Annotated in this window: 26 protein-coding genes; 5 read left to right on the top strand and 21 right to left on the bottom strand. The window is 73.7% G+C overall.

Going from position 1 to position 21539, the window contains the following annotated elements:
• The first annotated feature begins 12 nt into the window (after positions 1-12).
• Complete coding sequence (locus tag ACFV46_RS17060) at positions 13-564, top strand: type 1 glutamine amidotransferase domain-containing protein (RefSeq protein ID WP_361928025.1); 552 nt, start codon at positions 13-15, stop codon at positions 562-564.
• 69 nt (positions 565-633) lie between these two features.
• On the opposite strand, the gene ACFV46_RS17055 is transcribed toward ACFV46_RS17060, so the two are convergent.
• On the bottom strand, positions 634-930 hold the full coding sequence (locus tag ACFV46_RS17055; RefSeq protein WP_361928023.1) for a DUF6158 family protein: 297 nt from the start codon (positions 928-930) through the stop codon (positions 634-636).
• A 59-nt stretch (positions 931-989) separates the two neighbouring features.
• On the opposite strand from ACFV46_RS17055, the gene ACFV46_RS17050 reads away from it, so the two are divergent.
• Positions 990-2105 carry a Vms1/Ankzf1 family peptidyl-tRNA hydrolase gene (locus tag ACFV46_RS17050; protein WP_361928021.1) on the top strand — a complete coding sequence of 372 codons (1116 nt, stop codon included), beginning with the start codon at positions 990-992 and terminating at the stop codon, positions 2103-2105.
• Between the two features lie 15 nt (positions 2106-2120).
• Here the strand turns inward: ACFV46_RS17050 and ACFV46_RS17045 are convergent, their stop codons facing one another.
• The gene (locus ACFV46_RS17045; protein WP_385498732.1) at positions 2121-3740 is read right to left on the bottom strand and encodes an ABC-F family ATP-binding cassette domain-containing protein; all 1620 of its coding nucleotides are present in this window, start codon (positions 3738-3740) and stop codon (positions 2121-2123) included.
• A gap of 69 nt (positions 3741-3809) precedes the next feature.
• Positions 3810-4466 (bottom strand): histidine phosphatase family protein, encoded by a 657-nt coding sequence (locus ACFV46_RS17040; protein ID WP_385498731.1) that lies wholly within the window; start codon positions 4464-4466, stop codon positions 3810-3812.
• Positions 4467-4538: 72 nt separating this feature from the next.
• Here ACFV46_RS17040 and ACFV46_RS17035 point away from each other — a divergent pair, with 72 nt between their 5' ends.
• Both ACFV46_RS17035 and ACFV46_RS17030 read left to right on the top strand, forming a co-directional pair.
• Positions 4539-6032 (top strand): bifunctional phosphatase PAP2/diacylglycerol kinase family protein, encoded by a 1494-nt coding sequence (locus ACFV46_RS17035; protein ID WP_385498730.1) that lies wholly within the window; start codon positions 4539-4541, stop codon positions 6030-6032.
• Between the two features lie 123 nt (positions 6033-6155).
• On the top strand, positions 6156-6989 hold the full coding sequence (locus ACFV46_RS17030; protein ID WP_385498728.1) for a methyltransferase domain-containing protein: 834 nt from the start codon (positions 6156-6158) through the stop codon (positions 6987-6989).
• 61 nt (positions 6990-7050) lie between these two features.
• Here ACFV46_RS17030 and ACFV46_RS17025 read toward each other — a convergent pair whose 3' ends face one another.
• The 14 genes from ACFV46_RS17025 to ACFV46_RS16960 form a co-directional block, all read right to left on the bottom strand.
• The gene (locus ACFV46_RS17025; protein WP_062667130.1) at positions 7051-7335 is read right to left on the bottom strand and encodes a gas vesicle protein K; all 285 of its coding nucleotides are present in this window, start codon (positions 7333-7335) and stop codon (positions 7051-7053) included.
• Positions 7332-7520 carry a gas vesicle protein gene (locus ACFV46_RS17020; RefSeq protein WP_062667128.1) on the bottom strand — a complete coding sequence of 63 codons (189 nt, stop codon included), beginning with the start codon at positions 7518-7520 and terminating at the stop codon, positions 7332-7334. Before ACFV46_RS17020 ends, ACFV46_RS17025 begins: the two co-directional genes overlap by 4 nt.
• Positions 7517-8308 carry a GvpL/GvpF family gas vesicle protein gene (locus tag ACFV46_RS17015; protein WP_385498727.1) on the bottom strand — a complete coding sequence of 264 codons (792 nt, stop codon included), beginning with the start codon at positions 8306-8308 and terminating at the stop codon, positions 7517-7519. The genes ACFV46_RS17020 and ACFV46_RS17015 overlap by 4 nt, the downstream gene beginning before the upstream one ends.
• On the bottom strand, positions 8305-8634 hold the full coding sequence (locus ACFV46_RS17010; protein ID WP_115505629.1) for a gas vesicle protein: 330 nt from the start codon (positions 8632-8634) through the stop codon (positions 8305-8307). Before ACFV46_RS17010 ends, ACFV46_RS17015 begins: the two co-directional genes overlap by 4 nt.
• Complete coding sequence (locus tag ACFV46_RS17005) at positions 8631-9872, bottom strand: SRPBCC family protein (protein WP_385498725.1); 1242 nt, start codon at positions 9870-9872, stop codon at positions 8631-8633. Before ACFV46_RS17005 ends, ACFV46_RS17010 begins: the two co-directional genes overlap by 4 nt.
• The gene (locus tag ACFV46_RS17000) at positions 9869-10495 is read right to left on the bottom strand and encodes a DNA primase (protein ID WP_385498723.1); all 627 of its coding nucleotides are present in this window, start codon (positions 10493-10495) and stop codon (positions 9869-9871) included. The genes ACFV46_RS17005 and ACFV46_RS17000 overlap by 4 nt, the downstream gene beginning before the upstream one ends.
• A complete protein-coding gene (locus ACFV46_RS16995) occupies positions 10495-10755 on the bottom strand; it encodes a gas vesicle protein GvpG (RefSeq protein ID WP_361928000.1) in 261 nt (86 codons plus the stop codon). The genes ACFV46_RS17000 and ACFV46_RS16995 overlap by 1 nt, the downstream gene beginning before the upstream one ends.
• Before the next feature lie 3 nt (positions 10756-10758).
• The gene (locus ACFV46_RS16990; protein WP_361927998.1) at positions 10759-11544 is read right to left on the bottom strand and encodes a GvpL/GvpF family gas vesicle protein; all 786 of its coding nucleotides are present in this window, start codon (positions 11542-11544) and stop codon (positions 10759-10761) included.
• Positions 11541-11969, bottom strand: a complete 429-nt coding sequence (locus ACFV46_RS16985; RefSeq protein ID WP_361927996.1) for a gas vesicle structural protein GvpA — start codon at positions 11967-11969, stop codon at positions 11541-11543. Before ACFV46_RS16985 ends, ACFV46_RS16990 begins: the two co-directional genes overlap by 4 nt.
• Before the next feature lie 54 nt (positions 11970-12023).
• Positions 12024-12353 carry a gas vesicle protein gene (locus ACFV46_RS16980; RefSeq protein WP_079034101.1) on the bottom strand — a complete coding sequence of 110 codons (330 nt, stop codon included), beginning with the start codon at positions 12351-12353 and terminating at the stop codon, positions 12024-12026.
• Between the two features lie 77 nt (positions 12354-12430).
• Positions 12431-13366, bottom strand: coding sequence for a non-homologous end-joining DNA ligase (ligD, locus tag ACFV46_RS16975; RefSeq protein WP_385498722.1), 936 nt, complete (start codon positions 13364-13366; stop codon positions 12431-12433).
• Positions 13363-15210 carry a transketolase gene (locus tag ACFV46_RS16970; RefSeq protein ID WP_385498721.1) on the bottom strand — a complete coding sequence of 616 codons (1848 nt, stop codon included), beginning with the start codon at positions 15208-15210 and terminating at the stop codon, positions 13363-13365. The genes ligD and ACFV46_RS16970 overlap by 4 nt, the downstream gene beginning before the upstream one ends.
• Positions 15197-16714 (bottom strand): NAD(P)/FAD-dependent oxidoreductase, encoded by a 1518-nt coding sequence (locus ACFV46_RS16965; protein WP_385498720.1) that lies wholly within the window; start codon positions 16712-16714, stop codon positions 15197-15199. The genes ACFV46_RS16970 and ACFV46_RS16965 overlap by 14 nt, the downstream gene beginning before the upstream one ends.
• 118 nt (positions 16715-16832) lie before the next feature.
• Positions 16833-17252 carry a phage holin family protein gene (locus ACFV46_RS16960; protein ID WP_385498719.1) on the bottom strand — a complete coding sequence of 140 codons (420 nt, stop codon included), beginning with the start codon at positions 17250-17252 and terminating at the stop codon, positions 16833-16835.
• Between the two features lie 97 nt (positions 17253-17349).
• Between ACFV46_RS16960 and ACFV46_RS16955 the strand changes: the two genes are divergently transcribed.
• The gene (locus ACFV46_RS16955; RefSeq protein ID WP_361927982.1) at positions 17350-17697 is read left to right on the top strand and encodes a VOC family protein; all 348 of its coding nucleotides are present in this window, start codon (positions 17350-17352) and stop codon (positions 17695-17697) included.
• Positions 17698-17715: 18 nt separating this feature from the next.
• Here the strand turns inward: ACFV46_RS16955 and ACFV46_RS16950 are convergent, their stop codons facing one another.
• The 4 genes from ACFV46_RS16950 to ACFV46_RS16935 all read right to left on the bottom strand — a co-directional run bounded on the left by ACFV46_RS16950 (position 17716) and on the right by ACFV46_RS16935 (position 21535).
• A complete protein-coding gene (locus ACFV46_RS16950; RefSeq protein ID WP_385498717.1) occupies positions 17716-18273 on the bottom strand; it encodes a GNAT family N-acetyltransferase in 558 nt (185 codons plus the stop codon).
• 19 nt (positions 18274-18292) lie between these two features.
• Entirely contained in the window at positions 18293-18550 is a 258-nt protein-coding gene (locus ACFV46_RS16945) for a LapA family protein (protein WP_361927977.1), read from the bottom strand.
• An 85-nt stretch (positions 18551-18635) separates the two neighbouring features.
• A complete protein-coding gene (locus ACFV46_RS16940) occupies positions 18636-19559 on the bottom strand; it encodes an LD-carboxypeptidase (RefSeq protein ID WP_385498775.1) in 924 nt (307 codons plus the stop codon).
• Positions 19560-19567: 8 nt separating this feature from the next.
• On the bottom strand, positions 19568-21535 hold the full coding sequence (locus tag ACFV46_RS16935; protein ID WP_385498774.1) for an LpqB family beta-propeller domain-containing protein: 1968 nt from the start codon (positions 21533-21535) through the stop codon (positions 19568-19570).
• Positions 21536-21539 lie beyond the last annotated feature (4 nt).

Genomic DNA, 21539 nt, shown 5'->3' with positions numbered 1-21539 from the left:
CGTGGAGACATCATGCGTATCGCATTCCTGACCGCGCCCGAGGGCGTCGAGCAGGTCGAACTGACCGAACCCTGGCAGGCCGCGAAGGACGCCGGTCACGAGCCGGTGCTCGTGTCGACGCAGTCCGGGGAGGTCCAGGCGTTCGACCACCTCGACAAGGCGGACACCTTCCCCGTGCAGGAGGTCGTCGGGGAGACGTCGGCCGGGGACTTCGGCGGGCTGGTCCTGCCCGGCGGGGTCGCGAACCCGGACTTCCTGCGGATGGACGAGAAGGCCGTCGCCTTCGTCAAGGACTTCTTCGACCGGGGTCTGCCGGTCGCGGCGATCTGTCACGCCCCGTGGACGCTGGTGGAGGCGGACGTCGTGCGCGGCCGCGTCCTGACGTCGTGGCCGAGTCTGCGGACGGACATCCGCAACGCGGGCGGGACCTGGGTCGACGAGCAGGTGCAGGTCTGCGACCACGCGCCGAGCAAGCTGGTCACGAGCCGGAAGCCGGACGACCTGAAGGCGTTCTGCCAGACGTACCTCGAGGTGTTCGCCACCGAGGCGAAGCAGGCCGCCTGACGGGCGCGCGCTGCACCGGCGGACGCGCCGGGCCGGGACCACACGTCCTGGCCCGGCGCGTCCGTGTGCTCAGCCGCCCTCGGGGGCGCCGGACGCCTCCGGCGGGCTGCCGCCGGCGTCGCGGTCGCGGGCGCCCTCGCGGGTCCGGCCGGCCGCCACGAGACGGCCGGGATTGCGGCGGAGGTACTCGCCCTCCAGCTGTGCCATGCGTTCGTTGTGGGCCCGCAGCGCGTCGTTCGAGCCGTACAGCAGCGTGTCGTGGCGCGTCCGGTGGATGTTCTCCAGCTCCTTCATGAGCTGCTGATCGTCCAGCCGGCCGGGGTCGACTCCGGTCATCGTGGTGCCCCGCTCGTCGTGTTCAACCATGCCGTCCGGGTACCCGCCCGCTGAGCACACAGCCCCCGAGAGGCGCACGGGAGACAGTCATGGACCTCGCCTTTCTGCATCCACTGTACGAACACCCCGGCCCCTGGGCCTCCGTGTACGTCGGCACGTCCCGGCATACGGAGGACACGCCGCACGAACGCCGGCTGACGGCGCAGGCCATGGCCGCCGCGCTGGAGGAGCAGGGCTGCGACGCCGCGACCTGCGCGGCCGTGCGCGGTGCGCTGGAAGCGCTGGAGCACTCGTCGGAGCCGAACGGCCGGGCGGTCTTCGCCCATGCGGGTGAGGTGGTGCTGCAACCGTCGCTGGCCCGGCCGCCGCAGCGCGACAGCGCCCACTGGGCGCCGCTGCCGCACACCGCTCCGCTGCTGGAGCTGGCCGGCGAGGACCCGGTCTGCGTGATCGCCTACGTCGACCGCAAGGGCGCGGACTTCGAGCTGCGGGACGCCCTGGGCGGGCGGGACGCCGGCTCGGTGACGGGCCGCGAGCACCCCGTCCACCGGACCGCGTCGTCCGACTGGTCCGAGCGGCACTTCCAGCTGAAGGTGGAGAACACCTGGGAGCACAACGCGGCCGAGGTCGCCGACGCGCTCTCCGTCTGCCAGGAGGAGACCGGCGCCGACCTGGTGATCCTGGTCGGCGACGACCGGGAGCGGCGGGCCGTGCACGAGCGGATGCCGCAGCGGCTGCGGGACGCGGTCGTCGAGGCCCCGCACGGTTCCGGCAGCAGGCTGCTGCGGGAGGACGTGGAGCGGATCCGCCAGGAGCACGTGCGCGGCCGGGCGGAGACCGAGATGGACCGCTTCCTGGCGGCCCGCACCCCGGACGGCGAGGGCCGCGCCGGGGCGGTGGAGGGCGTGCCCGCGCTGGTCGAGGCCGCCCGCGAGCACCGGATCGACGAACTGCTGATCCGCCCGGACGGACCGGACGCGCACCGTGAGGTGTGGATCGGCGAGGACCCCGACCAGGTGGCGGTGCGCCGCACGGATCTGAGGATCCTCGGCGAGCAGAACTCCTGGCCGGCCCGCGCCGACGACGCGCTGATCCGGTCCGCGGTCGCCACGGGCGCCGCCGCCGTGTCGGTCGCGCCGGCCGACGGCGCCGCGCGGGAGGAGGCCCCGGCGGGCGGCCTGGGCGCCCTGCTCCGCTGGGCCTGACCGGCCCCTCCTCCACTAGCGGGCCCGCTCCACGCGGCGCTCGTCCCAGACCGGTTCCGGTGTCTCGCGGACGCGTCCGTCGCTGCCGAAGACCAGGTAGCGGTCGAAGGAGCGGGCGAACCAGCGGTCGTGGGTGACCGCCAGCACGGTGCCCTCGAACGCCTCCAGCCCTTCCTGGAGCGCCTCGGCAGACTCGAGGTCGAGGTTGTCGGTGGGCTCGTCGAGCAGCAGGGCCGTGACGCCCTCCAGTTCCAGCAGCAGGATCTGGAAACGCGCCTGCTGTCCGCCGGAGAGCCGGTCGAAGGTCTGCTCGGCCTGCTGGGTCAGCTCGTAGCGGCGCAGCCGGGACATGGCGGCGCCCCGGTCCTGGGCATGCTCCTTCCACAGGATGTCGAGCAGGGTGCGGCCCATCAGCTCGGGGTGGGCGTGGGTCTGGGCGAAGTGCCCGGGGACCACGCGCGCGCCGAGCTTCCAGCTTCCGGTGTGGGCGACCCGCTCCCCCGCCAGCAGGCGCAGGAAGTGCGACTTGCCGGAGCCGTTGGAGCCGAGGACGGCGACGCGTTCGCCGTAGAACACCTCCAGCGAGAACGGCTTCATCAGGCCGGTCAGTTCCAGGTCCTCGCAGGTGACGGCACGGACTCCGGTGCGGCCGCCCTTGAGCCGCATCCGGATGTCCTGTTCGCGGGGCGGCTCGGGCGGCGGCCCGGCCTCCTCGAACTTGCGCAGCCGGGTCTGGGCCGCCCGGTAGCGGGACGCCATGTCGGGGCTGTTCTCGGCGGCCTGACGGAGCGTCAGCACCAGCTTCTTCAGCTGGGCGTGCTTCTCGTCCCACCGCTTGCGCAGCTCCTCGAAACGGGCGAAGCGCTGACGGCGGGCCTCGTGGTAGGTCGCGAAGCCGCCGCCGTGCACCCAGGCGTCCGCGCCGGCCGGGGAGGGCTCCACCGAGACGATCTTCTCGGCGGCGCGGGCGAGGAGTTCGCGGTCGTGGGAGACGAACAGGACCGTCTTGCGGGTCTCCTTGAGCCGCTCCTCCAGCCAGCGCTTGCCGGGCACGTCGAGGTAGTTGTCCGGCTCGTCCAGCAGCAGGACCTCGTCGGTGCCGCGCAGCAGCGCCTCCAGCACCAGCCGCTTCTGCTCACCGCCGGACAGGGTCCGCACCTGCCGCCACTGCGCCTTCTCGTACGGCACGCCGAGCGCGGCCATGGTGCACATGTCCCACAGGGTCTCGGCCTCGTAGCCACGGGCCTCCGCCCAGTCGGCGAGCGCCTGGGCGTACCGCAGCTGGGCGGCCTCGTCGTCGACCGTCATGATCGCGTGCTCGGCCGCGTCGACGGCCCGCGCGGCCTCCCGGATGCGGGGCGGCGCCACCGAGACCAGCAGGTCGCGCACGGTCGTCTCGTCGCGTACGGAGCCGACGAACTGGCGCATCACGCCGAGCCCGCCGCTCACGGTGACGGTGCCCCCGTGCGGTTTCAGCTCGCCGGAGATCAGCCGGAGCAGGGTGGTCTTGCCGGCGCCGTTCGGCCCGACCAGCGCTACGGCGGCGCCCTCCCCCACCCGGAACGAGACATCGCCGAGCAGCGTCCTCCCGTCGGGGAGGTGGTACTCGAGGTGCGCGGCTTCCAGATGTCCCATGAGGCCGCATTCTGCGGGGCGGCCGGGATCCCGGGCAAACGCTTATCGCGCGGGCCGGCGCCGGGACCCCTACGCCTCCTCGTCGACGGGACGGCCCGTGGGTCCGCCCTCGCCGGCCGGAACCACGACCGCGCCCGCCCAGGACAGCGCCTTCCAGCCCTCACCGGGTGTGCCCTCGAGGATCACGACGCCGGTGTTCTGCAGCGGGTGGGCCGCGGCGAAGGCGACGTCGACGTTGGCGGCGCGGGCCGCGATCCACATGCGGATGGCGGCGCCGTGGCTGACCATGGCGACCGTCCGGGCCCCGCTCCGCGCGGCCTCGGCGACCACCGCGTCGTAGCGCCCCAGCGCCTCGTCGCCGCTCTCGCCGCCCGGCATCCGCAGGGACGTCTCCCCGGCGGCCCAGGCGAACACGGTCCGCATGTACGGCTCGGCCCGCTCGTCGTGGCCGGGCAGCAGTTCCAGGTCGCCGGCGAAGACCTCGCGGATGCCGTCGCGCACCTTGACCTCGAGGCCCCGGGCGGCGGCGAGCGGCGCGGCGGTGTCCTGCGTGCGGATCAGGGTGGAGGCGTAGACCGCCTCGATGTCCTCGTCGGCCAGCGCGTCGGGCAGGGCGGCCGCCTGCTGTTCGCCGAGCGCCGTCAGCGGCGCTCCCGGGGGTGCCGTGTCGAGCAGGTAGTCCACATTGGCGGTGGTCTGGCCGTGGCGGACGAGCAGCAGGCGCATGGAGGGGTTCCTTCGTGTGTCGGTCCGCGTGGGCCGGACAGCCTGGGGCCGGTTCAGGGTACCCAGGGCTGTATGAGCCCAGACGTCGACCTCACCGTCCCCCTGCCCGGCCGGCACGCGCTGCGCGACCGGTTCCTCGCGCTCGATTCCCGGCTGTTCGAGTTCGCGGCCGAGCGGAACTGGCCGTTCGCCGAGCCCGTCCTGCCGAGACTGAGCCGGAGCGCCAACCACGGGGTGCTCTGGTTCGCCGCGGCCGCCGCCCTCGCCGCCTCCCGCTCGCCCCGGGGCCGCCGGGCGGCGGCGCGTGGACTGGCCTCGCTGGGCCTGGCGTCGCTGACCATCAACACGCTCGGCAAGCGGTCGGTGCGCCGGCCCAGGCCGAAGCTGGACGCGGTGCCGCGGGTGCGGCAGCTGAAGCGGCAGCCGATCACCACGTCGTTCCCGTCGGGCCACGCGGCGTCGGCGGCCGCGTTCGCGACCGGGGTCGCCCTGGAGTCGCCGAAGTGGGGTCTGGTGGTGGCGCCGGTCGCCTGGTCGGTGGCGCTGTCCCGGGTCTACACGGGGGTGCACTTCCCGAGCGACGTGCTGGTGGGCGCGGCGCTCGGGGCGGGCGCCGCGTTCGCCGTACGGGGGCTGGTGCCGACCCGCGAGCCCCGGGTCCCGCCGGCCCGGCCGCACGCGGACGTGCCCGCGCTGGTGGAGGGGGACGGCCTGGTGATGGTCGTCAACAAGGGCTCGGGCACCCCGGACCGGGTGCGCGCCCTGGAGGACCTGCTGCCGCGCGCCGAGATCGTCGCGTGCGAACCCTCCGACATCGGCGCCGCATTGGAGCGGGCCGCCGGGCACGCCCGGGTGCTCGGGGTGTGCGGGGGCGACGGGTCGGTGAACACGGCGGCCGAGGTGGCGCTGCGGCACGGGCTGCCGCTGGCGGTGCTGCCCGGCGGCACCCTGAACCACTTCGCGCTGGACCTGGGCGTGGAGGACGAGGCCGATCTGAGCCGGGCCGTGCTGCGCGGCGAGGCGGTGCGCGTGGACGTGGGCCGGTTCCGGACACCGGGGCGGCAGGGCGTGTTCCTCAACACGTGCAGCCTGGGCGTGTATCCGGAACTGGTGCGGGAGCGGGACCGGTTCGCGCCCACCGTCGGCGACTGGCCCGCCGGGGTGCTCGCGGCGGCCCGTGTGCTGCGCCGGGACCGGCACCCGCTGCGGGCACGGGCCGCGGGCCGCGCCCACCCGTTGTGGCTGCTGTTCGCCGGGAACGGCACCTACCACCGGGTGGGGCTCGCGCCCGCGCGCCGGATGGACCTGGCGGACGGCGTCCTGGACGTCCGGGTCGTGCACGGCGGGCGCCGCCCGGCGCTGCGGCTGCTCGCCGCCGCCGTCGCCGGCCCGCTGAGCCGCTCCCCCGTCCACGCGGCCGTCCAGGTGGGCCGGCTGCGGCTGTCGGACGTGGAGCCGGGGACCCTGCTGGCGTACGACGGTGAAGTCGCCGAGGTGGAGGGCGAGCTGACGCTGGAGAAGCTGCCGGAGGCGCTGACGGTGTACCGCCCGCTGCCGGGCTCCTGAACACCTGCCTCGTCCCGCATGGTGATACATGGATATCACCATGCGGGACGACGGCGTACGGTGACGCGTATCGCCCGGCGCGGCGGTGCGCCGCCCCGGTACGTCGACACGAGGGGATCAGCCATGCCCGAGAGCCCGTCGCGGACGCGGGAGACCGCCGTCTACACCCATGGACATCACGAGTCCGTCCTGCGCTCGCACACCTGGCGCACCGCCGCCAACTCGGCGGCCTATCTGCTCGGGCACCTGAAGCCCCACATGCGGATCCTGGACATCGGCTGCGGTCCGGGCACCATCACCGCCGACCTGGCGGCCCTGGTCCCGCAGGGGCGGGTCACGGGGGTCGACCGGGAGCCGGGCGTCCTGGAGCAGGCGCGCGCCACCGCCGCCGGACGGGGCCTGAAGAACGTGGACTTCACGGTCGGTGACGTGCACGCCCTGGACTTCCCGGACGACACGTTCTGCGTGGTCCACGCGCACCAGGTGCTCCAGCACGTCGGCGACCCGGTGGCAGCCCTGCGCGAGATGCGGCGGGTCACCCGGCCGAACGGTCTCATCGCGGTACGGGACTCCGACTACGCGGCGATGACCTGGTATCCGGCGTCCGCCGGCATGGACGCCTGGCTGGACCTGTACCGCAGGGTCGCCCGCGCCAACGGCGGCGAGCCCGACGCCGGGCGCCGGCTGAAGGCCTGGGCGCGGGCGGCCGGGCTCACGGACGTCACCTGCACCTCGGCCACGTGGACGTTCGCCACGCCCGAGGAGCGGGCCTGGTGGAGCGGGCTGTGGGCGGACCGCACGGTGGCCTCCGCCTACGCGGACCGGGCCACGGGGGGCGGGCACGCCACGGCGGACGAGCTGCGGGAGGTGGCGGAGGCCTGGCGGGAGTGGGGGCGTCAGGAGGACGGCTGGTTCGGCGTCCTGCACGGGGAGGTCCTGTGCAGGAAGGACGCCTGAAGTCCGCCTGAGCCGGCCGGATCACCAACGGGCCCCGCCCTGGATCACCGCCGGGCCGCGCTCACTCCCGGGGCAGCAGGGGGCCCAGCGGCCCGAGGTCCAGGTTCAGGTCCTCGGGCCGCAGGCCGTAGCGGTCCCGCAGCTCGGCCATGCGGTCCTCGAGGAGCATCAGCGTCAGGCCGATGCGCTCCTCCTGCTCCTCGCTGAGGCCGCCCTCGTCGAAGCGGCGCACCGCCTGCCGCTCCATCAGCTGGCGCAGCAACTCCACGACGGTCAGGACGAGTTTGACCAGGTCCCGTTCGACGGTGTCGGGTTCGAGGTCGAGCCGGTTGCGTCGTTCGGTCATGGCGAGTCCCCCCAGGGCGACGGGACCTGCTCGTTGACGGAGCTGATCAGCGCGTTCAGGTCGATGCGGACGAGGTCGACGTCGGCGATGCGCAGCGTGATGTCCCCCTTGACGACCACACCTCCGGCGAGGAGCCGGTCGAGCAGGTCCACGAGGGCGATCTCCCGCCGTTCGACGACGGTCACGACTCCACCCCCGGATCGTCCGAGAACTCGCCGGCGAAGGAGTAGGCCGCCCAGGGTCCGGTGAGTTCGACCCGGATGCCGGGCACGTCGTCCTTCTCCCGGTCCACCAGCTCCACGAACTCCTCCGACTCGGCGCGCGACACCAGATAGGCGGCGTTGAGCACGTTCTGGCCGGTGGCGCCGGACAGCGCGGAGTTCTGCGGGGCGTGCATCCGGGAGTCCTCGGCGAAGGCCGAGAGGGTCGCGTGCAGCCGGTCGGAGAACTCCGAGGCGCGCTGCCACACGTCGTCCTGCGCGCGGGTCCGGTCGCGGCGGCGGCGCAGATAGTCGCGCCCCGACACGGCCTTCGCCGCGGGCCGGCCGGCCTCGGTGTCGTCGGAGGACTCGGGCGGCTTCTCGACGTACACCTTCACGCCCCACTCCACCCGGCCCGACAGCCGGTCCAGGACCCGTCGCAGCTCCTCCTCGCGGGCCTCGATCATGCTGCGGACGCCGCTGTCGTCACGGAAGACGGTCGCCAGGCGCAGCGGCAGCGGGCTGGTGACGGCCGTGAGGGCGTCGATGACCTGCTGGTGCGCGCGGGCGGTCGCCGTGAGCCAGTCGAGGTCCTCCAGGTTGGCGCGCAGCGCCTCCTCGGTGAACTCGTGCTCGGGCACGGTGCTGACGACGGCGACCAGCCCGTGATGGGTGAGCCGCTTCGGCGGAGCCCCCGAGACCCCCGACAGCTGGCGCTGCAGGGGGGACTCGTAGGGGTGGCAGACGGCGTAGACATAGCGCAGACCGCTCATGGGGCCTCCTCCCGCTGGGGCCTGGCCGGCTCCAGCTGGGCAAGTCGCTCACGCAACTCGGCGTTCTCTCGGGCGAGTTCGTTGTGCCGGGCGCGGGAGGACAGCGCGGGGTCGTCCTCCCACCAGTCGATGCCCATCTCCTTCGCCTTGTCGACGGAGGCGACGATCAGCCGCAGCTTGATCGTGAGCAGCTCGATGTCGAGCAGGTTGATCCGGATGTCGCCCGCGATCACCACACCCTTGTCGAGCACCCGCTCGAGGATGTCCGCGAGGTTGGCTCCGCCGCCCTGGCCGTACGGATCGGGGAGCCTGCTCGGCGTGGTCATCGCCGGCTCCTGCCGCCCGCAGGCTCTTCCTCAGGCTCTTCCTCGCCCTCGGGCTCTTCCTCGTCCTCGGGCTCAGCCTCGGGCTCGGCCTCGTCCTCGGGCTCGGCCTCCTCGTCGTACTCGGCCTCCGGCTCCTCCTCGTCCTCGTAGCCCTCCTCGGGTTCGCCCTCGTCCTCGTAGGCGTCCTCGGGCTCGTCCTCCTCGTCCTCGGGCTCGGCCTCCTCGTCGTACTCGGCCTCCGGCTCCTCCTCGTCGGCCGGCTCGTCGCCGTCCTCGGAGTCCTCGTCGTACGCCTCGGGCTCGTCGCCGTCGCCCTCGGTCTCGTCGCGGGCCTCGTCGTCCTCGCGCTCCTGCTCCTCCTCCTCGACCGCGTCCTCATGGCTGCGGACGACCTCGCCGTCGCGGATCTCACCGCGCCAGCCGTCCTCCGCCTCGCCCTTGAGGGTGATGAAGCGGACGTAGTTCTTGAGGTCGAGCCGGACCCGGCGGCCCTGGGCGCGCCAGATGTTGCCGGTCTTCTCGAAGAACCCGGAGGGGTAGTACTCGATCACCAGCAGGACCCGGGTGAGGTCCTCGCCGAGCTCGTGGAAGGAGACGACACCCTTGGTGGTGCCCTTCGCGCCCTCCGAGCTCCAGGAGATCTTCTGGTCCGGCACCTGCTCGGTGGTCTGCGCCTTCCAGCTGCGGCTGGACCACCAGATCTTCGCCTGCCAGTCGGAGGTGGTGTCGTCGGCGCGGTTCGCGCTCTTGACGCCCTTCGCGAAGGTGCTGAAGTCCTGGTACTGGGTCCACTGGTCGTACGCGGTCCGCAGCGGCACGCCGACGTCGACGTACTCGATGATGACGGTGGGCTTGTTGCCGGCCTTCTTGCCCTTGCCCTTGCCGCCCTTGCCGCCGAGGTTCTTGAAGGCGCCGACCACACTGTCCTTGGCCCGGCCCGCGCCGAGCTCCAGCGCGCTGCGGACGGGACCCTTGCCCTCGGCGAGCTTCTTGCCGCCGTCCAGGGCCAGCTTGGCGAAGCCGGGGCTGTTGCCCTCGGCGATGTCGTTGAGCTTGCCGGTGGCCTCGCCGAGCTTGCGGCCGGTGCCGACGAGCAGGCGCTGGGCCTGGGCGGCGAGGTAGTCCTGCACCTCGCTCTTGAGCCGGTCGGCCGCCTCGCTGTGCGCGAGGTCGGACAGCGGCTGCTTCTTCGCCGCCCCGCCGGCCGCGGAGCCCGCGGAGCCGAGTGTCTCGGTCATGCTCCGTCACCACCCTGGGACCGTCGCGAGCCGCCCGTCGCCCTGCGGGACGCGGACCGGGCGGAGCCGGTCTTCTTCGCCGCCGCCTTCTTCGCGGGGGCGGTCTTCTTGGCCGCCGTCTTCTTGGCGGGAGCCTTCTTCGCCGTCTTCTTCGCCGGAGCCTTCTTGGCGGCCCTCTTGGCCGGGGCCCGCTGCTCGCGCTCCCCGTCGCCGGAGTCCTCGGCGTCGTCGTCGGCGCGCGGCTCGTCGTCCTCGGGCGCCTCGTCCTCGTCGTAGGCGTCCTCGTCACGGTCGTCGTCGGAGCCGCCGCCCGCCAGCTGCTCGCGCACCTCGGCGGTACGGCCGTGCAGCCGGTCGGCGAGCGCTGCGATCTGCCGCTCGACGAGAGCCCCGGAGGCGGCCTTGCCGACCCCGCTCAGATCCTGCCGCAGCTGGTCGCCGAGCTCCTTGAACTGCGGGTTGCCCGCGAGCTGCGTGGTGACCAGCTCGGCCAGCGCCTTCGGGGTGAGGTTCAGTTTCTTGCCGGCGACGAGACTGCCCACCGCCAAGGCCATCTTGGCTTTCTTCGTCCGTCCGAGGACGTATCCGGCCCCTATCGCGAGGCCCAGTCCAACTCGGTTCATCATGCCGTCCTGTCACCGTTCCCGTAGCCTGCGCGCAGTCCCGTGTCGAGCCGGTCGAGCAGTTCGTCCTCGCGGCGGTCGAACTCCTCCTCGTCGATCTCGCCCGCGGTCAACTGCTCCTCCAGCCGTGCCAGTTCGGCGCGCACGGCACTGGGGTCGTAGTAGAGGCGCTCGGCCTCCTCCAGCACCTTCTTGATGACCCAGCCGCTGCCGCGCGCCGGGGCGAACGGCAGCAGCAGGATCTCTCCGAGCAGTCCCATGACTCACTCCCTGGCGACCTCGCCGGCCGTGCCGCTGCCGGCGGTCTCCGCGAGACCGGAGTCGCCCGGACCCGGCTCGACGAAGCTGTACGGCGGCAGCGGGCCGTTGAGCCGCACCTCGAGGTGCGGGTGCCCCTTGCGCAGCTGCTCGACGGCGGCCAGGAACGCGTCCGCCTCGTCCCGGGCGACCAGGAACGACACGTTGGCGAGCCAGCCCGAGGAGTCGGGGCCCACGCTGATGTCGGCGGCGGCCGGCTCCAGCGTGTGCCGGACGTCGGTGGCGTCCTGGGCCTCCTGCGCCTTGACGGCAGCGGCGACCATCTCGCCGAGCCGCAGCCGGTCGTCGTAGCTGCCGCCGCCGGCCTGCCGGTTGGCCTCCGTCATGGCCCGCAGCTCGGGGTTCTCCGACAGGACGCGGTGCAGGACCGCGTCCTCCACGTGGTTGGCCTTGACGTTGTACTCGTCCTTGCCCTCCAGGGCCGCCAGCCGCTCCGCGTAGTGGTCGGCGCGTTCGGCGAGCACGGAGAGGACCGTCTCGTCGTCGGGCGAGACGCTGCCGAACCGCATGGGCAGCACACACCCCGCGGCGCCCGCCTCGGCGAGCACGTTGGAGTGCGCGAGCAGCTCCCGGCGCTTGGGCCGCAGCCCTTCCGGGGCGTCGCTGACCAGGGCGGCGATACGGCCCTGGGTCAGGACCCGCACGGGCCGCGCCGGGTCGCCGACACCGCCCATGTCCTCGGGGAGGGCGGGGTGCGAGCTCGCGGTGATGCCGTACACGTACGTGCTCACTCCTGCTCCTCCTTCCGGCGCGACGAGGCCGTGGACTTACGGGTGCGCCGCGGGCGCTCCTCGCCGCTCTCCTCCCGCGCCTGCTTGAAGGCGTCGGAGATGGTCTCGGCGGCTCCGGAGAGCGCGCCCTTGGACTTGCCCCGCGCGCCGGACTCGGTGACCTCACCGACGATCTCCGGGAGGCCGGGGCTCTTGTTCGGGCCCGACTCCAGGTCGAGCCGGTTGCACGCCTCGGCGAAGCGCAGGTAGGTGTCGACGCTCGCCACGACGACACGCACGTCGATCTTCAGGATCTCGATGCCGACCAGGGATACCCGGATGAACGCGTCGATGACGAGTCCCCTGTCCAGTACAAGCTCAAGTACGTCGTAGAGGCCGCTGCTGCCGCCTCCGCCGCCGGTCTGCTGTGCCGGGACAACGGTCATGCGGACCGTTCCTCCTTGTCTCGGGGACGGGGTGCTGGTTGTGGGGGCGCGGGCCTAGCGGCCGCCGCGCCGGGCGTCGGAACGCCCCCGCTCGTACCGGCCCAGACGCCGGTATCCGGTGAGCTGCCCCTCGGAGTCCAGTTCGACCTGGTAGCTCGCCATGAGGCTCATCGTGTCGGGGACGCGGGACAGTTCCAGGACCTCGACTTCGAGGGTCCAGCCGTCCTCCGTGCGATCGAAGGACGTCACGGTCTCCGCTTCCATGCCGGTGAGCTCGGCGAGCTGGGCCCGCGCCTCGCGCAGGACCTCCATCGGGGTCGGCCCCTTGCCAGTCCCGTCCGTCTGTCGTCTGGATGACTTGGATGTGTTCTGTGAATCATTCATGGGCGCCTCCTACGCCGTGTGGCCCGGAAAGCGCCCCGTAAACCGCCGACTTGCGTCCGATGACGGGCGGCGCCCGGTCAGTCGCGCAGGGTCGCGAGGCGGCGGCGGGCCGGCCCGAGGGCCCGCGCCCGGCCGAGTCCCGCCCAGGGGTTCGTCCCGGCCTGTTCGACGGCGTCGGCGATGCTCCACCGGCGTGCGTGCAGCTCCGGGTCGTCGACGGCGTCCCAGGTCACCGGGGTGGCGACGGGGGCGCCGGGCAGGGCGCGGACGGTGTAGGGGGCCACGGCCGTCTGGGCGTAGGCGTTGCGCTGGACGTCCAGGTAGAGGCGGTCGCCGCGGTCCTTCTTGCGGGCGGCGGTGGTCAGCCGGTCCGGGTGGGCCGCGGCCAGCGTCGCGGCGACCTCGTGCGCGAAGTCCCGGACGGTGCCGAAGTCGTCCCGGCCGTCGAGGGGGACGACGACGTGCAGGCCGCGCGAGCCGGTCGTCATGGGCGCCGACGGGAGCCTCAGTTCGTCCAGGAGCTCGTGCAGCCGGCGCGCGGCCTCTCTGACCTGTTCGAAGTCGTCCACCGACGGGTCGAGGTCGAAGACCAGGCGGTCCGGCTGGTCGAGGCCGCCCGCCGTGCCGGTGCGGGACAGCCAGCGGTGCAGGGTCACACACGCCTGGTCGGCGAGGAACACGAGGGTGGCCGTGTCGTCGCACACGGTGTGCGTGACGGTGCCGCCCTCCTTGGGGACCTCGACCCGGGTGATCCAGTCCGGGTAGTGCTCCGGGGTGTTCTTCTGCATGAACGTCGGGCCGTCGAGGCCGTCGGGGTGCCGCTCGAGCATCAGCGGGCGGTCGCGCAGATGCGGCAGCATGTGGGGTGCGATCGCCCGGTGGTAGTCGATCAGGTCGCCCTTGGTGTACTCCTTCGCTCCGGCGCCGCCGGGGAAGAGCACCTTGTCGGCGCGTTTGACCTCGACGGTGCGGCGGCCCGCCCGCACCGTCGTGGCGCCGTCGCCGTCGGTCACCGTACGACCGCCTCCTCGACGAGCAGCTTGACGGCCGAGGCGATGGACGCGGCGTCGATGCCGGCGGCGTGCAGCTGCTCGTCGGGCGAGGCCGAGCCCGGCATCGTCCGCACGGCCAGGCGCACCAGCCGGGGCACGGGGCGCCCGTCGGAGAAGGCGTCGAGGACGGCGTCGCCGAGCCCGCCCTCCTCGTGGTGGTCCTCCACGGTGACCAGGCAGCCGGTCTCCTCGGCGGCCCGGCGCAGCGTCTCGCGGTCGACGGGCTTGACCGAGTACAGGTCGACGACCCGGACGTCGATGCCGTCGCGGGCCAGTGTGTCGGCGGCGGCGAGCGCCTCGTGGACGGTGACGCCGGCCGCGACCAGGGTCAGCCGGTCCCGCTCGCCGGAGCGCAGCACCTTGCTGCCGCCGACCGGGAACTCCTCGTCGGGGCCGTACAGCACGGGGTCGGCGCCGCGCGAGGTGCGCAGGTAGCGCACGCCGTCGAGGCCCGCCATGGCCGCGACGAGTTTGGCGGTCTGGTTGGCGTCGCAGGGGTACAGCACGGTCGAGCCGTACACGGCCCGCATCATCGCCAGGTCCTCCAGGCCCATCTGGCTCGGGCCGTCCTGCCCGATGGCGACGCCCGCGTGGGAGCCGACCAGATTGATCCCGGCACCGCTGACCGCGGCCATGCGCACGAAGTCGTGGGCGCGGGTCAGGAAGGCCGCGAACGTCGACGCGTACGGCACCCACCCGCGGGTCGCCAGGCCCACGGCGGCGGCGACGAGCTGCTGCTCGGCGATGTAGCACTCGAAGAAGCGCTCGGGGTGTTCCTTGGCGAAGAACTCGGCGCGGGTGGAGTCGCTCACCTCACCGTCGAGGGCGACGACGTCGCCGTGGCCGGAGCCGAGCGCGGCGAGCGCGTGGCCGTAGGCGTCCCGGGTGGCGACCTTCTCGCCCTGGTCCCAGCGGGGCAGGTCGGTGTCCCCGGACGGCACGGGGCGCGGCTGGCCGGAGGTGTGCGGCTCGTGGACGTGGAAGGTGCGGTCGCGGCGGCCGCCGAGCTCGGCGATGGCCTCGTCGGCCTCCGGGAGCGGCTTGCCGTGCAGGCCGCCGCGGTCCTGGACGGATTCGACGCCCTTGCCCTTGAGGGTGCGGGCGAGGACGACGGTGGGCTGGCCGGTGGTGGAGCGGGCCTCGCCGTAGGCGCGGTCGATCGCGTCCACGTCGTGGCCGTCGATCTCGATGGTGTGCCAGCCGAACGCCTGGAAGCGGCGGGCGTAGGCGTCGAGGTCGTGGCCGTGCCGGGTGGGGCCGCGCTGCCCGAGCCGGTTCACGTCGACGATCGCGGTCAGGTTGTCCAGGCCCTCGAAGGCGGCGTGCTCGGCGGCCTCCCACACGGAGCCCTCGGCGAGCTCGCTGTCGCCGCACAGCACCCACACGCGGTGGCCGGTGCGGTCCAGGCGCTGCCCCGCGAGGGCGACGCCGACGCCGATGGGCAGGCCCTGCCCGAGCGATCCGGTGGCGGTCTCGACGTAGGGCAGACGGCGGGGTGTGGGGTGTCCTTCGAGGCGGCTGCCGAGCTTGCGGAAGGTGAGGAGCTCCCCGTCCTCGATGGCCCCGGCGGCCTTGTAGGCGGAGTACAGCAGCGGCGACGCGTGGCCCTTGGACAGGATGAAACGGTCGTTGCCCGGGTGCTCGGGCCGGTCCATGTCGTAGCGCAGGTGGTTGGCGAACAGGACGGCCACCAGGTCGGCCGCGGACATCGACGACGTCGGATGGCCCGAGCCCGCGGCGGCGGAGGCCCGCACGCTGTCCACGCGCAGCTGCTGGCCGAGTTCGACGAGTTCATCGGTGTTCATGGGTCCCCTTCCGGGAGGTCGAGGCGGTGGACTTCTTGCGGTGCTGCGCCTTCTCCTCGCGCTGCTCCGGGCCTTCGGGGCGCTTCACCGGGCCCGGGGGTTCGGGGTGCCTGACGGCGTCGGGGTCCCGCATGGGGTCGGACTCCCCGGACGCGTCCTTCGCCGGCTCGTCGCCCTCCGGCGCCTTCACCCCGTCCGGGCCGCCGGGCATGCGGACCAGCTCCGGGGAGGCGGTGTCCAGCGGCACCGACCACGAGCGCACCAGGCCCAACTGCACGGCCTGGCGCGGCAGTACGGCGTCCAGCACCCAGTCGGCGGCGACCCGCACCCGGTTGCCGGGCATCGCGGCGAGGTGGTAGCCGCGGGTGACGGCGCCCGCCGCCACTCCGGACAGGTTCACGCCGAGCGGGTTGGCGGCGGCCTTGACACCGCCCAGGTCGACGACGAAGCCGAGGTCGCGGTGGCGGTAGGCGCGCCGCTCCCCCAGGCCGAGGGAGGCGGCGACGTTGTGGGCGACGGTTCTGCCCTGCCGCCAGGCGTGCTGGGCCGTCATCGGCGTGTACGAGCCGGGCTTCTCCAGGTCGGGTACGGCGGCCGCGTCCCCGGCGGCGAACAGGTCGGCGCGGCCGGGCACCTGGAGGTGCGGATCGACGAGCAGCCGACCCCGTTCCAGGGGCAGTTCGAGGGCGGCGGCGAGCGGGTCGGGCCGTACGCCGACGCACCAGACCAGGGAGCGGGTGGGCACGAACTCGCCGTCGGTCAGCAGGACCCCGTCGTGGGTGGCCTCCTTGACGGAGGTGCCCATCCGCACGTCGACGCCGCGTTGCCGCAGCACCTCGTCGGCGGTGCGGGCGAGCCGTTCGTCCAGCTCCGGCAGGACGCGGTCCGCGATGTCGAGCAGTATCCATCGCGGGCGCATCCCGCCGCGCAGCGGGTGCTTGCGCACCTGGGCGTCGGTGAACAGCTGGCCGTGCGCGGCGACCTCGGTGCCGGTGTATCCGGCGCCGACCACGACGAAGGTGCAGCGCGCCTGGCAGCGCGCGGGGTCGTCGCCCGCGGCGGCGAGTTCCATCTGCCGGGTGACGTGGTCGCGCAGATAGAGCGCCTCGGGCAGGCTGCGGAAGCCGTGGGCGTGCTCGGCGACGCCCGGGATCGGCAGCAGCTTGTTGACGCTGCCCGCGGCGAGGACGAGCCGGTCGTAGGAGAGGGTGCCGCCCTCGCCCTCCGGCCCGGTGTAGCGCACGGTGCGTCCGTCGAGGTCGATGCCGTCGGCCTCGCCGAGCACCAGCCGGACGTGCGGCAGGGTGCCGGAGAGGGAGACGGTGACCCGGCGGGGCTCCAGGATGCCGGCGGCGACCTGGGGCAGCAGGGGCAGGTACAGGAAGTAGTCGGTCGGATTGAGCAGGGTGATGTCGGCCTGGTGCCGGGTGAGCCGGGACAGGGTGCGGGCGGCACGGTACCCGGCGAATCCGGCGCCGACGATCACGATGCGGGGTCGACTCACGGTGGGCCTCCGGCCTTGTCGATCGCGTGTCGCATACCTCGGGAGCCTTCCGCGTCCCCCTGCCCCGTGCCCCCAAACGTCGCCCGCACCGGCTCACCCGGCCGGGCGGCCGGGGCGGCTACCGGTGCTCGGGCGGGCCGGCCGGTGCCTGGCCCGTGGTGGGCGGTGCCGACGGCATCGGCGGGTACGGCGTGCCCCGGACCTCCGTGGAGGGTCCGTGGGCCGCGGTCGCGTCCGCGTGGCCCCGGGACGGGCGGGCCGCCGCACGCAGGGCGAAGGCCACCGCACCGAGGACCACCGCGGTGATGAGCGCGGCGGCCCAGTCGGGCAGCCCGGCGGCGAGGCCGAGGCCCAGGGCCAGCGTGAGGGCCGCTCCGGCGTACAGCGCGGCGGCGCCCGATCCGGCGTAGAGCGCGGCCCGGCGGCGCTGCCGGCGCGTCTGCTCGCGCAGTTCGTCGCGCACGGTCTCCCGTGCCACCTGCGCCAGTTCGTCGACCAGGTGCTTGTCCAGATGCTCAAGATGATCCAAGCGGTCCATGGCCGGCGGGTACCCGAACGGACCGTCGGGTAACGGGGAGTGAGGGGATCGCGTGAAGCGATCACCGGCGCCGGGGACACGCCCTAGGCTTTCCGCCATGGAGATTCTGGGAGCCACGCTGCGCGTGTGCGTCGACGACCTGGAGGCCGCGGTCCCCTTCTACGAACGCCTCGCCGGCGGCACGGCCCAGCGCTTCGAGCGCGGCGGTGTGCAGGTGGCCGCGGTCGGGTGCTTCCTCCTGATGAGCGGGCCGCAGGCGGAGTTGGAGGTGCTGCGCAAGGTCGCGGCGACGATCGCGGTCTCCGACGTCGAGGAGGCGCAGAAGGTGCTGAGCGAGATGGGCGCGCACATCGTGGCGGGCCCGGTCCCGACGCCGGTGGGCCGCAACCTGATCGCGATGCACCCGGACGGGGCGATCTACGAGTACGCGGACCGCAGGACCTGAGCGGGCCGCCCGGCACGGTCAGCGCCGGCCGCGCATCTCCGTGGTGATCGCCCAGCGTTCGTGGTCCCGCCACGCGCCGTCGATGAACAGCATGTCCCGCGAGTAGCCCTCCAGCCGGAACCCGCAGGCACGGGCGAGCCCGATGGAGGCGGCGTTGCCGGGCTGCACGTTGATCTCCAGCCGGTGCAGTCCCATCATCTGGAAGGCGTGGTCCACGACGAGGTCCAGGCCCTCCCGCATGAGGCCGCGCCCGGCGGCGTGCGCGAAGGCGCCGTACCCGAGGGCGCCGCTGCGGAAGGCGCCCTGGACGATGTTGTTGATGTTGATGTAGCCGGCGAGGGCGCCGCCGTCGTCCTTGGCGCAGACCAGGAAGCCGGCCTTGGTGCGGTCCTCGATGAGCCGTCCCGCGTACGCGGTGTACGCGGCGGCGGTGTCGGGCGGGAAGAGCCAGGGCCGGTGCAGTTCCCTGCTCTCGCGGGCGCGGGCGGTGAACTCGGCGCCGTCCTCGTAGGTGAAGTGGCGTATGCCCACACGGGGGCCTTCGGCGAGGTAGGGGGACGCGGGGTGGTGCGGCATCCGGTCAGCCTACGTCCCGTCAGCGGCGCCGGCGTGCCAGCGACAGGGCGCCGACCAGCGCGCCGATGACGCCCATGCCGAGCAGGGCGACCCACAGCGGCATGGTCACCACGGGGACCAGCAGCCGGATCTCGGTGTCCTCGGTGTTCTCGAAGATGAAGACGAGGCCGAGGGCGAGCAGCACCAGCGCGGCGATCCGGCGGGGGGTCAGCGCTCCCGCGAGGCCGCCCCGCCGGCCGTCCGCGCTCGGTGCGCGGCGGGACGTCTTCGGGGCCATGCCTCCAGCATGCTCCCGGACCCGGGTCCTCGCACGACGAGCGACCGGCGACCGTATCCGTACGGTCACAGAGCGTGACCTGTGGTCAGCGCAGCGCGGGTTCGTCCAGCGTCAACGTGCCCGCGTCGGCGTCGAGTTCGGCAGCGAGCCCAAAGGGGATCGTCAGCGCCCCCACGCCGTGCCCGAACCCGAACTCCTCCGCGACGGGCACGCCGAGCCCGCCCAGCCGGTCCTCCAGCACGGCGCGCACCTCGTCGTACGGCCCGCATTCCTCCCACGACCCGAGCAGGACGCCCCGCACCCCGTCGAGCAGGCCCGCGCGCAGGAGTTGGGTGAGGGCACGGTCGAGCCGGTACGGCTCCTCCCCCACGTCCTCCAGGCAGAGCAGGCCGCCGTGCGCCGAGGTACGGGCGTGCGGGGTGCCCAGTTCGGCGGTGAGCAGGGTGAGGCAGCCGCCGAGGGTGACGCCGTGGGCCCGGCCCGGTACGAGCGCGGAGCCGCCGGAGGCGATGACACGCACCGTCTCGGGCTCGAAGAGGGTGGCTCGCAGATGGTCCTGGGCCCGGGCATGCTTGATGAAGTCGACGCCGGCGGCCATCGGGCCGTGCAGGGTGGCGAGCCCCAGCCGCACGGCGAACGCCTCGTGCAGCGCGGTGATGTCGCTGAACCCGACGAACACCTTGGGTCCGGCCGCCGCCATCGCGTCCCAGTCGAGCAGGTCGACCATGCGCTGGGCGCCGTAGCCGCCGCGCGCGCACAGCACGGCGTCGACGGACGGATCGCACCAGGCGCGCTGGAGGTCGGCGGCCCGGTCGGCGTCCGCGGCCGAGAGATAGCCGAACCGGTCGTGCCGGCCGCGGACGTGCGGTGCCACGACGGGGTCGAGGTCCCAGCCGCGCAGCACGTCGAGACCGGCCTCGATCCGCTCCTCCGGCACCGGCCCGCTGGGCGCGACGACGGCCACGCGGGCGCCGGCGGCGAGCCGGTCCGGCCGGCGCAACGGCTTCAGGGGCGGGGTCACTCGTCGAGCTCCAGGGTGGGGACGCCGGGCGGGTCGAACCCGAAGACCTGCGCGTACAGGGACAGTTCGGCCTCCAGGGCGCGGACCATGGTGTCCGCGCGCCGGAACCCGTGGCCCTCCCCCTCGAAGGCGAGGTAGGCGTGCGGCACGTTGCGCCCCTCCAGCCGGGCGAGGAACCGTTCGCACTGGGCGGGCGGGCAGATGACGTCGTCCAGGCCCTGGAGCAGCAGGAAGGGCGCGGTGAGCCGGTCGGCGCGGGTCACGGGCGAGCGTTCCTCGTACCGGCCGGGTACCTCGGCGAGCGGTCCGACGAGGCTCTCCAGGTACTGCGACTCGAAGTCGTGCGTCTCCCCGGTGCCCCAGCCGGTCAGGTCGAGGATCGGGTAGATGATCGTGCCGCAGGCGTAGACGTCGGTGCTCGTCAGCGACGCGGCCGTCGTCCAGCCGCCCGCGCTGCCGCCGCGGATGGCGAGCCGTTCGCGGTCGGCGGTGCCCTCGTCGGCGAGGGCGAGCGCGACGGCCGCGCAGTCCTCGACGTCGACGACGCCCCACTGCTCGCGGAGCCGTTCGCGGTAGGCCCGGCCGTATCCGGTGGAGCCGCCGTAGTTGACCTCGGCGACGCCGATGCCGCGCGAGGTGAAGTAGGCGACGGTCAGGTCGAGGACGAGGGGCGAGCGGGAGGTGGGGCCGCCGTGCGCCCAGACGACGTACGGCGGCAGGGTGCCGTCGGGGGCCGCGCAGTCCGGGTGGTGCGGCGGGTAGACGTGCGCGTGGATGTCCTGGCCGGAGGGGCCGGTGAAGGTGCGGATCCGCGGTTGCGGGTAGTAGGCGGGGTCCACGGCGTCCTGGTGGGCGGCGCCGATCACCCGGCAGTGGCCGGTGCGGGTGTCCAGTTCGACGACCTCGTGGGCGGTGTGCGGGCCGGCGCCGACGGCCACGACCCGCTCCCCGTGCACGGCGAGCGTCGGCGCGAACTCGGTCCAGGGGCCGGGCACGTCGACGATCTCGCCGGTCTCGGGGTCCAGGACGCCGAGGCGCAGGGCGCCGTGTCCGTGCAGGACGGCGACGAGGCCGCTGTCGAGCGGGGCGGACCAGCGCAGGCCGAGCTGCCACAGCGGCCCGCCGAACTCCTCCTCGCGCGGGCACAGGGGCTCGCCGTCGCGGTACAGGTTCCACCAGCCGCCGGCGTCGCTCGTGTGCAGCAGACGGCCGTCGGGCGTCCAGTCGGCCTGGGCGACGGAGTCCTGGGGTCCGCCCGCGACGGTCCTGGGGTTCTCGAACGTCCCCTCGGCGGTGATCTCGGCGACGAGCAGTTCGGTGCCGTCCCAGGGCATCCGGGGGTGGTCCCAGGCCAGCCACGCGGCCCGCCGCCCGTCCGGCGAGAGCCGCGCCCCGGTGACGAACCGGTGCCGTCCGTCGGTGAGTTCACGCACGGCGTCCCGGTCGTCCGCCGCCGATCCGTCCAGCGGCACGGCGGCCAGGACGCGCCGCACATCGGTGGGCGCCTCCCCCGTGAACTCCTCCAGGACGCACCACACCTCGCCGAGGTCGGCCCGCACCAGCGGCTCCGCCCAGCGCAGTCCACCGCCCATCGGGGACACCGGGGTGAGCGGACGCGGCTCGGCGCCCTCCTCGTACCGGTAGAGCCGCTGGTCGGCGAAGTTCACGAAGACGACGAGCGGCCCACCGTCGTCGGTGGCCGTACCGGCCCACGGCTGCCCGCCGTACTCCATGACGCGGCTGCGCACATTCCACGGCGGGGGCAGCACCGACTCCTCGTGCCCGTCGGCGCGGCGGCGCACGAGGGTGCGCCGGCCGCCCTCGGCGGGCCGCGGTTCGGTCCACCACGCCTCGTCACCGACGAAGCCGACGAAGTCGGGCCGCCCGTCGTGCGCGGCGGCGAGGCCCGCGTCGATCGGCGAGGGCCAGAATCCGTACGCCAGAGTCCGCACTGTCTCCCCCAGGTCG

This window comes from Streptomyces sp. NPDC059852, from assembly GCF_042731455.1.
GTDB lineage: Bacteria > Actinomycetota > Actinomycetes > Streptomycetales > Streptomycetaceae > Streptomyces.
The sequence above is the reverse complement of the archived record's forward strand: the minus strand, read 5'-3'. Positions and strand labels throughout refer to the sequence as shown.

Coding starts and splice junctions, on each gene's coding strand:
- ACFV46_RS17035 (WP_385498730.1), top strand. CDS start 4,539: ATGAGCCCAGACGTCGACCTCACCGTCCCCCTGCCCGGCCGGCACGCG.
- ACFV46_RS16995 (WP_361928000.1), bottom strand. CDS start 10,755: ATGGGACTGCTCGGAGAGATCCTGCTGCTGCCGTTCGCCCCGGCGCGC.
- ACFV46_RS17060 (WP_361928025.1), top strand. CDS start 13: ATGCGTATCGCATTCCTGACCGCGCCCGAGGGCGTCGAGCAGGTCGAA.
- ACFV46_RS17050 (WP_361928021.1), top strand. CDS start 990: ATGGACCTCGCCTTTCTGCATCCACTGTACGAACACCCCGGCCCCTGG.
- ACFV46_RS16960 (WP_385498719.1), bottom strand. CDS start 17,252: ATGGACCGCTTGGATCATCTTGAGCATCTGGACAAGCACCTGGTCGAC.
- ACFV46_RS16970 (WP_385498721.1), bottom strand. CDS start 15,210: ATGAACACCGATGAACTCGTCGAACTCGGCCAGCAGCTGCGCGTGGAC.
- ACFV46_RS17005 (WP_385498725.1), bottom strand. CDS start 9,872: ATGACCGAGACACTCGGCTCCGCGGGCTCCGCGGCCGGCGGGGCGGCG.
- ACFV46_RS16980 (WP_079034101.1), bottom strand. CDS start 12,353: ATGAATGATTCACAGAACACATCCAAGTCATCCAGACGACAGACGGAC.
- ACFV46_RS16985 (WP_361927996.1), bottom strand. CDS start 11,969: ATGACCGTTGTCCCGGCACAGCAGACCGGCGGCGGAGGCGGCAGCAGC.
- ACFV46_RS17030 (WP_385498728.1), top strand. CDS start 6,156: ATGCCCGAGAGCCCGTCGCGGACGCGGGAGACCGCCGTCTACACCCAT.
- ACFV46_RS17000 (WP_385498723.1), bottom strand. CDS start 10,495: ATGAACCGAGTTGGACTGGGCCTCGCGATAGGGGCCGGATACGTCCTC.
- ACFV46_RS17045 (WP_385498732.1), bottom strand. CDS start 3,740: ATGGGACATCTGGAAGCCGCGCACCTCGAGTACCACCTCCCCGACGGG.
- ACFV46_RS16955 (WP_361927982.1), top strand. CDS start 17,350: ATGGAGATTCTGGGAGCCACGCTGCGCGTGTGCGTCGACGACCTGGAG.
- ACFV46_RS16950 (WP_385498717.1), bottom strand. CDS start 18,273: ATGCCGCACCACCCCGCGTCCCCCTACCTCGCCGAAGGCCCCCGTGTG.
- ACFV46_RS17010 (WP_115505629.1), bottom strand. CDS start 8,634: ATGACCACGCCGAGCAGGCTCCCCGATCCGTACGGCCAGGGCGGCGGA.
- ACFV46_RS17025 (WP_062667130.1), bottom strand. CDS start 7,335: ATGACCGAACGACGCAACCGGCTCGACCTCGAACCCGACACCGTCGAA.
- ACFV46_RS17040 (WP_385498731.1), bottom strand. CDS start 4,466: ATGCGCCTGCTGCTCGTCCGCCACGGCCAGACCACCGCCAATGTGGAC.
- ACFV46_RS16945 (WP_361927977.1), bottom strand. CDS start 18,550: ATGGCCCCGAAGACGTCCCGCCGCGCACCGAGCGCGGACGGCCGGCGG.
- ACFV46_RS17055 (WP_361928023.1), bottom strand. CDS start 930: ATGGTTGAACACGACGAGCGGGGCACCACGATGACCGGAGTCGACCCC.
- ACFV46_RS17015 (WP_385498727.1), bottom strand. CDS start 8,308: ATGAGCGGTCTGCGCTATGTCTACGCCGTCTGCCACCCCTACGAGTCC.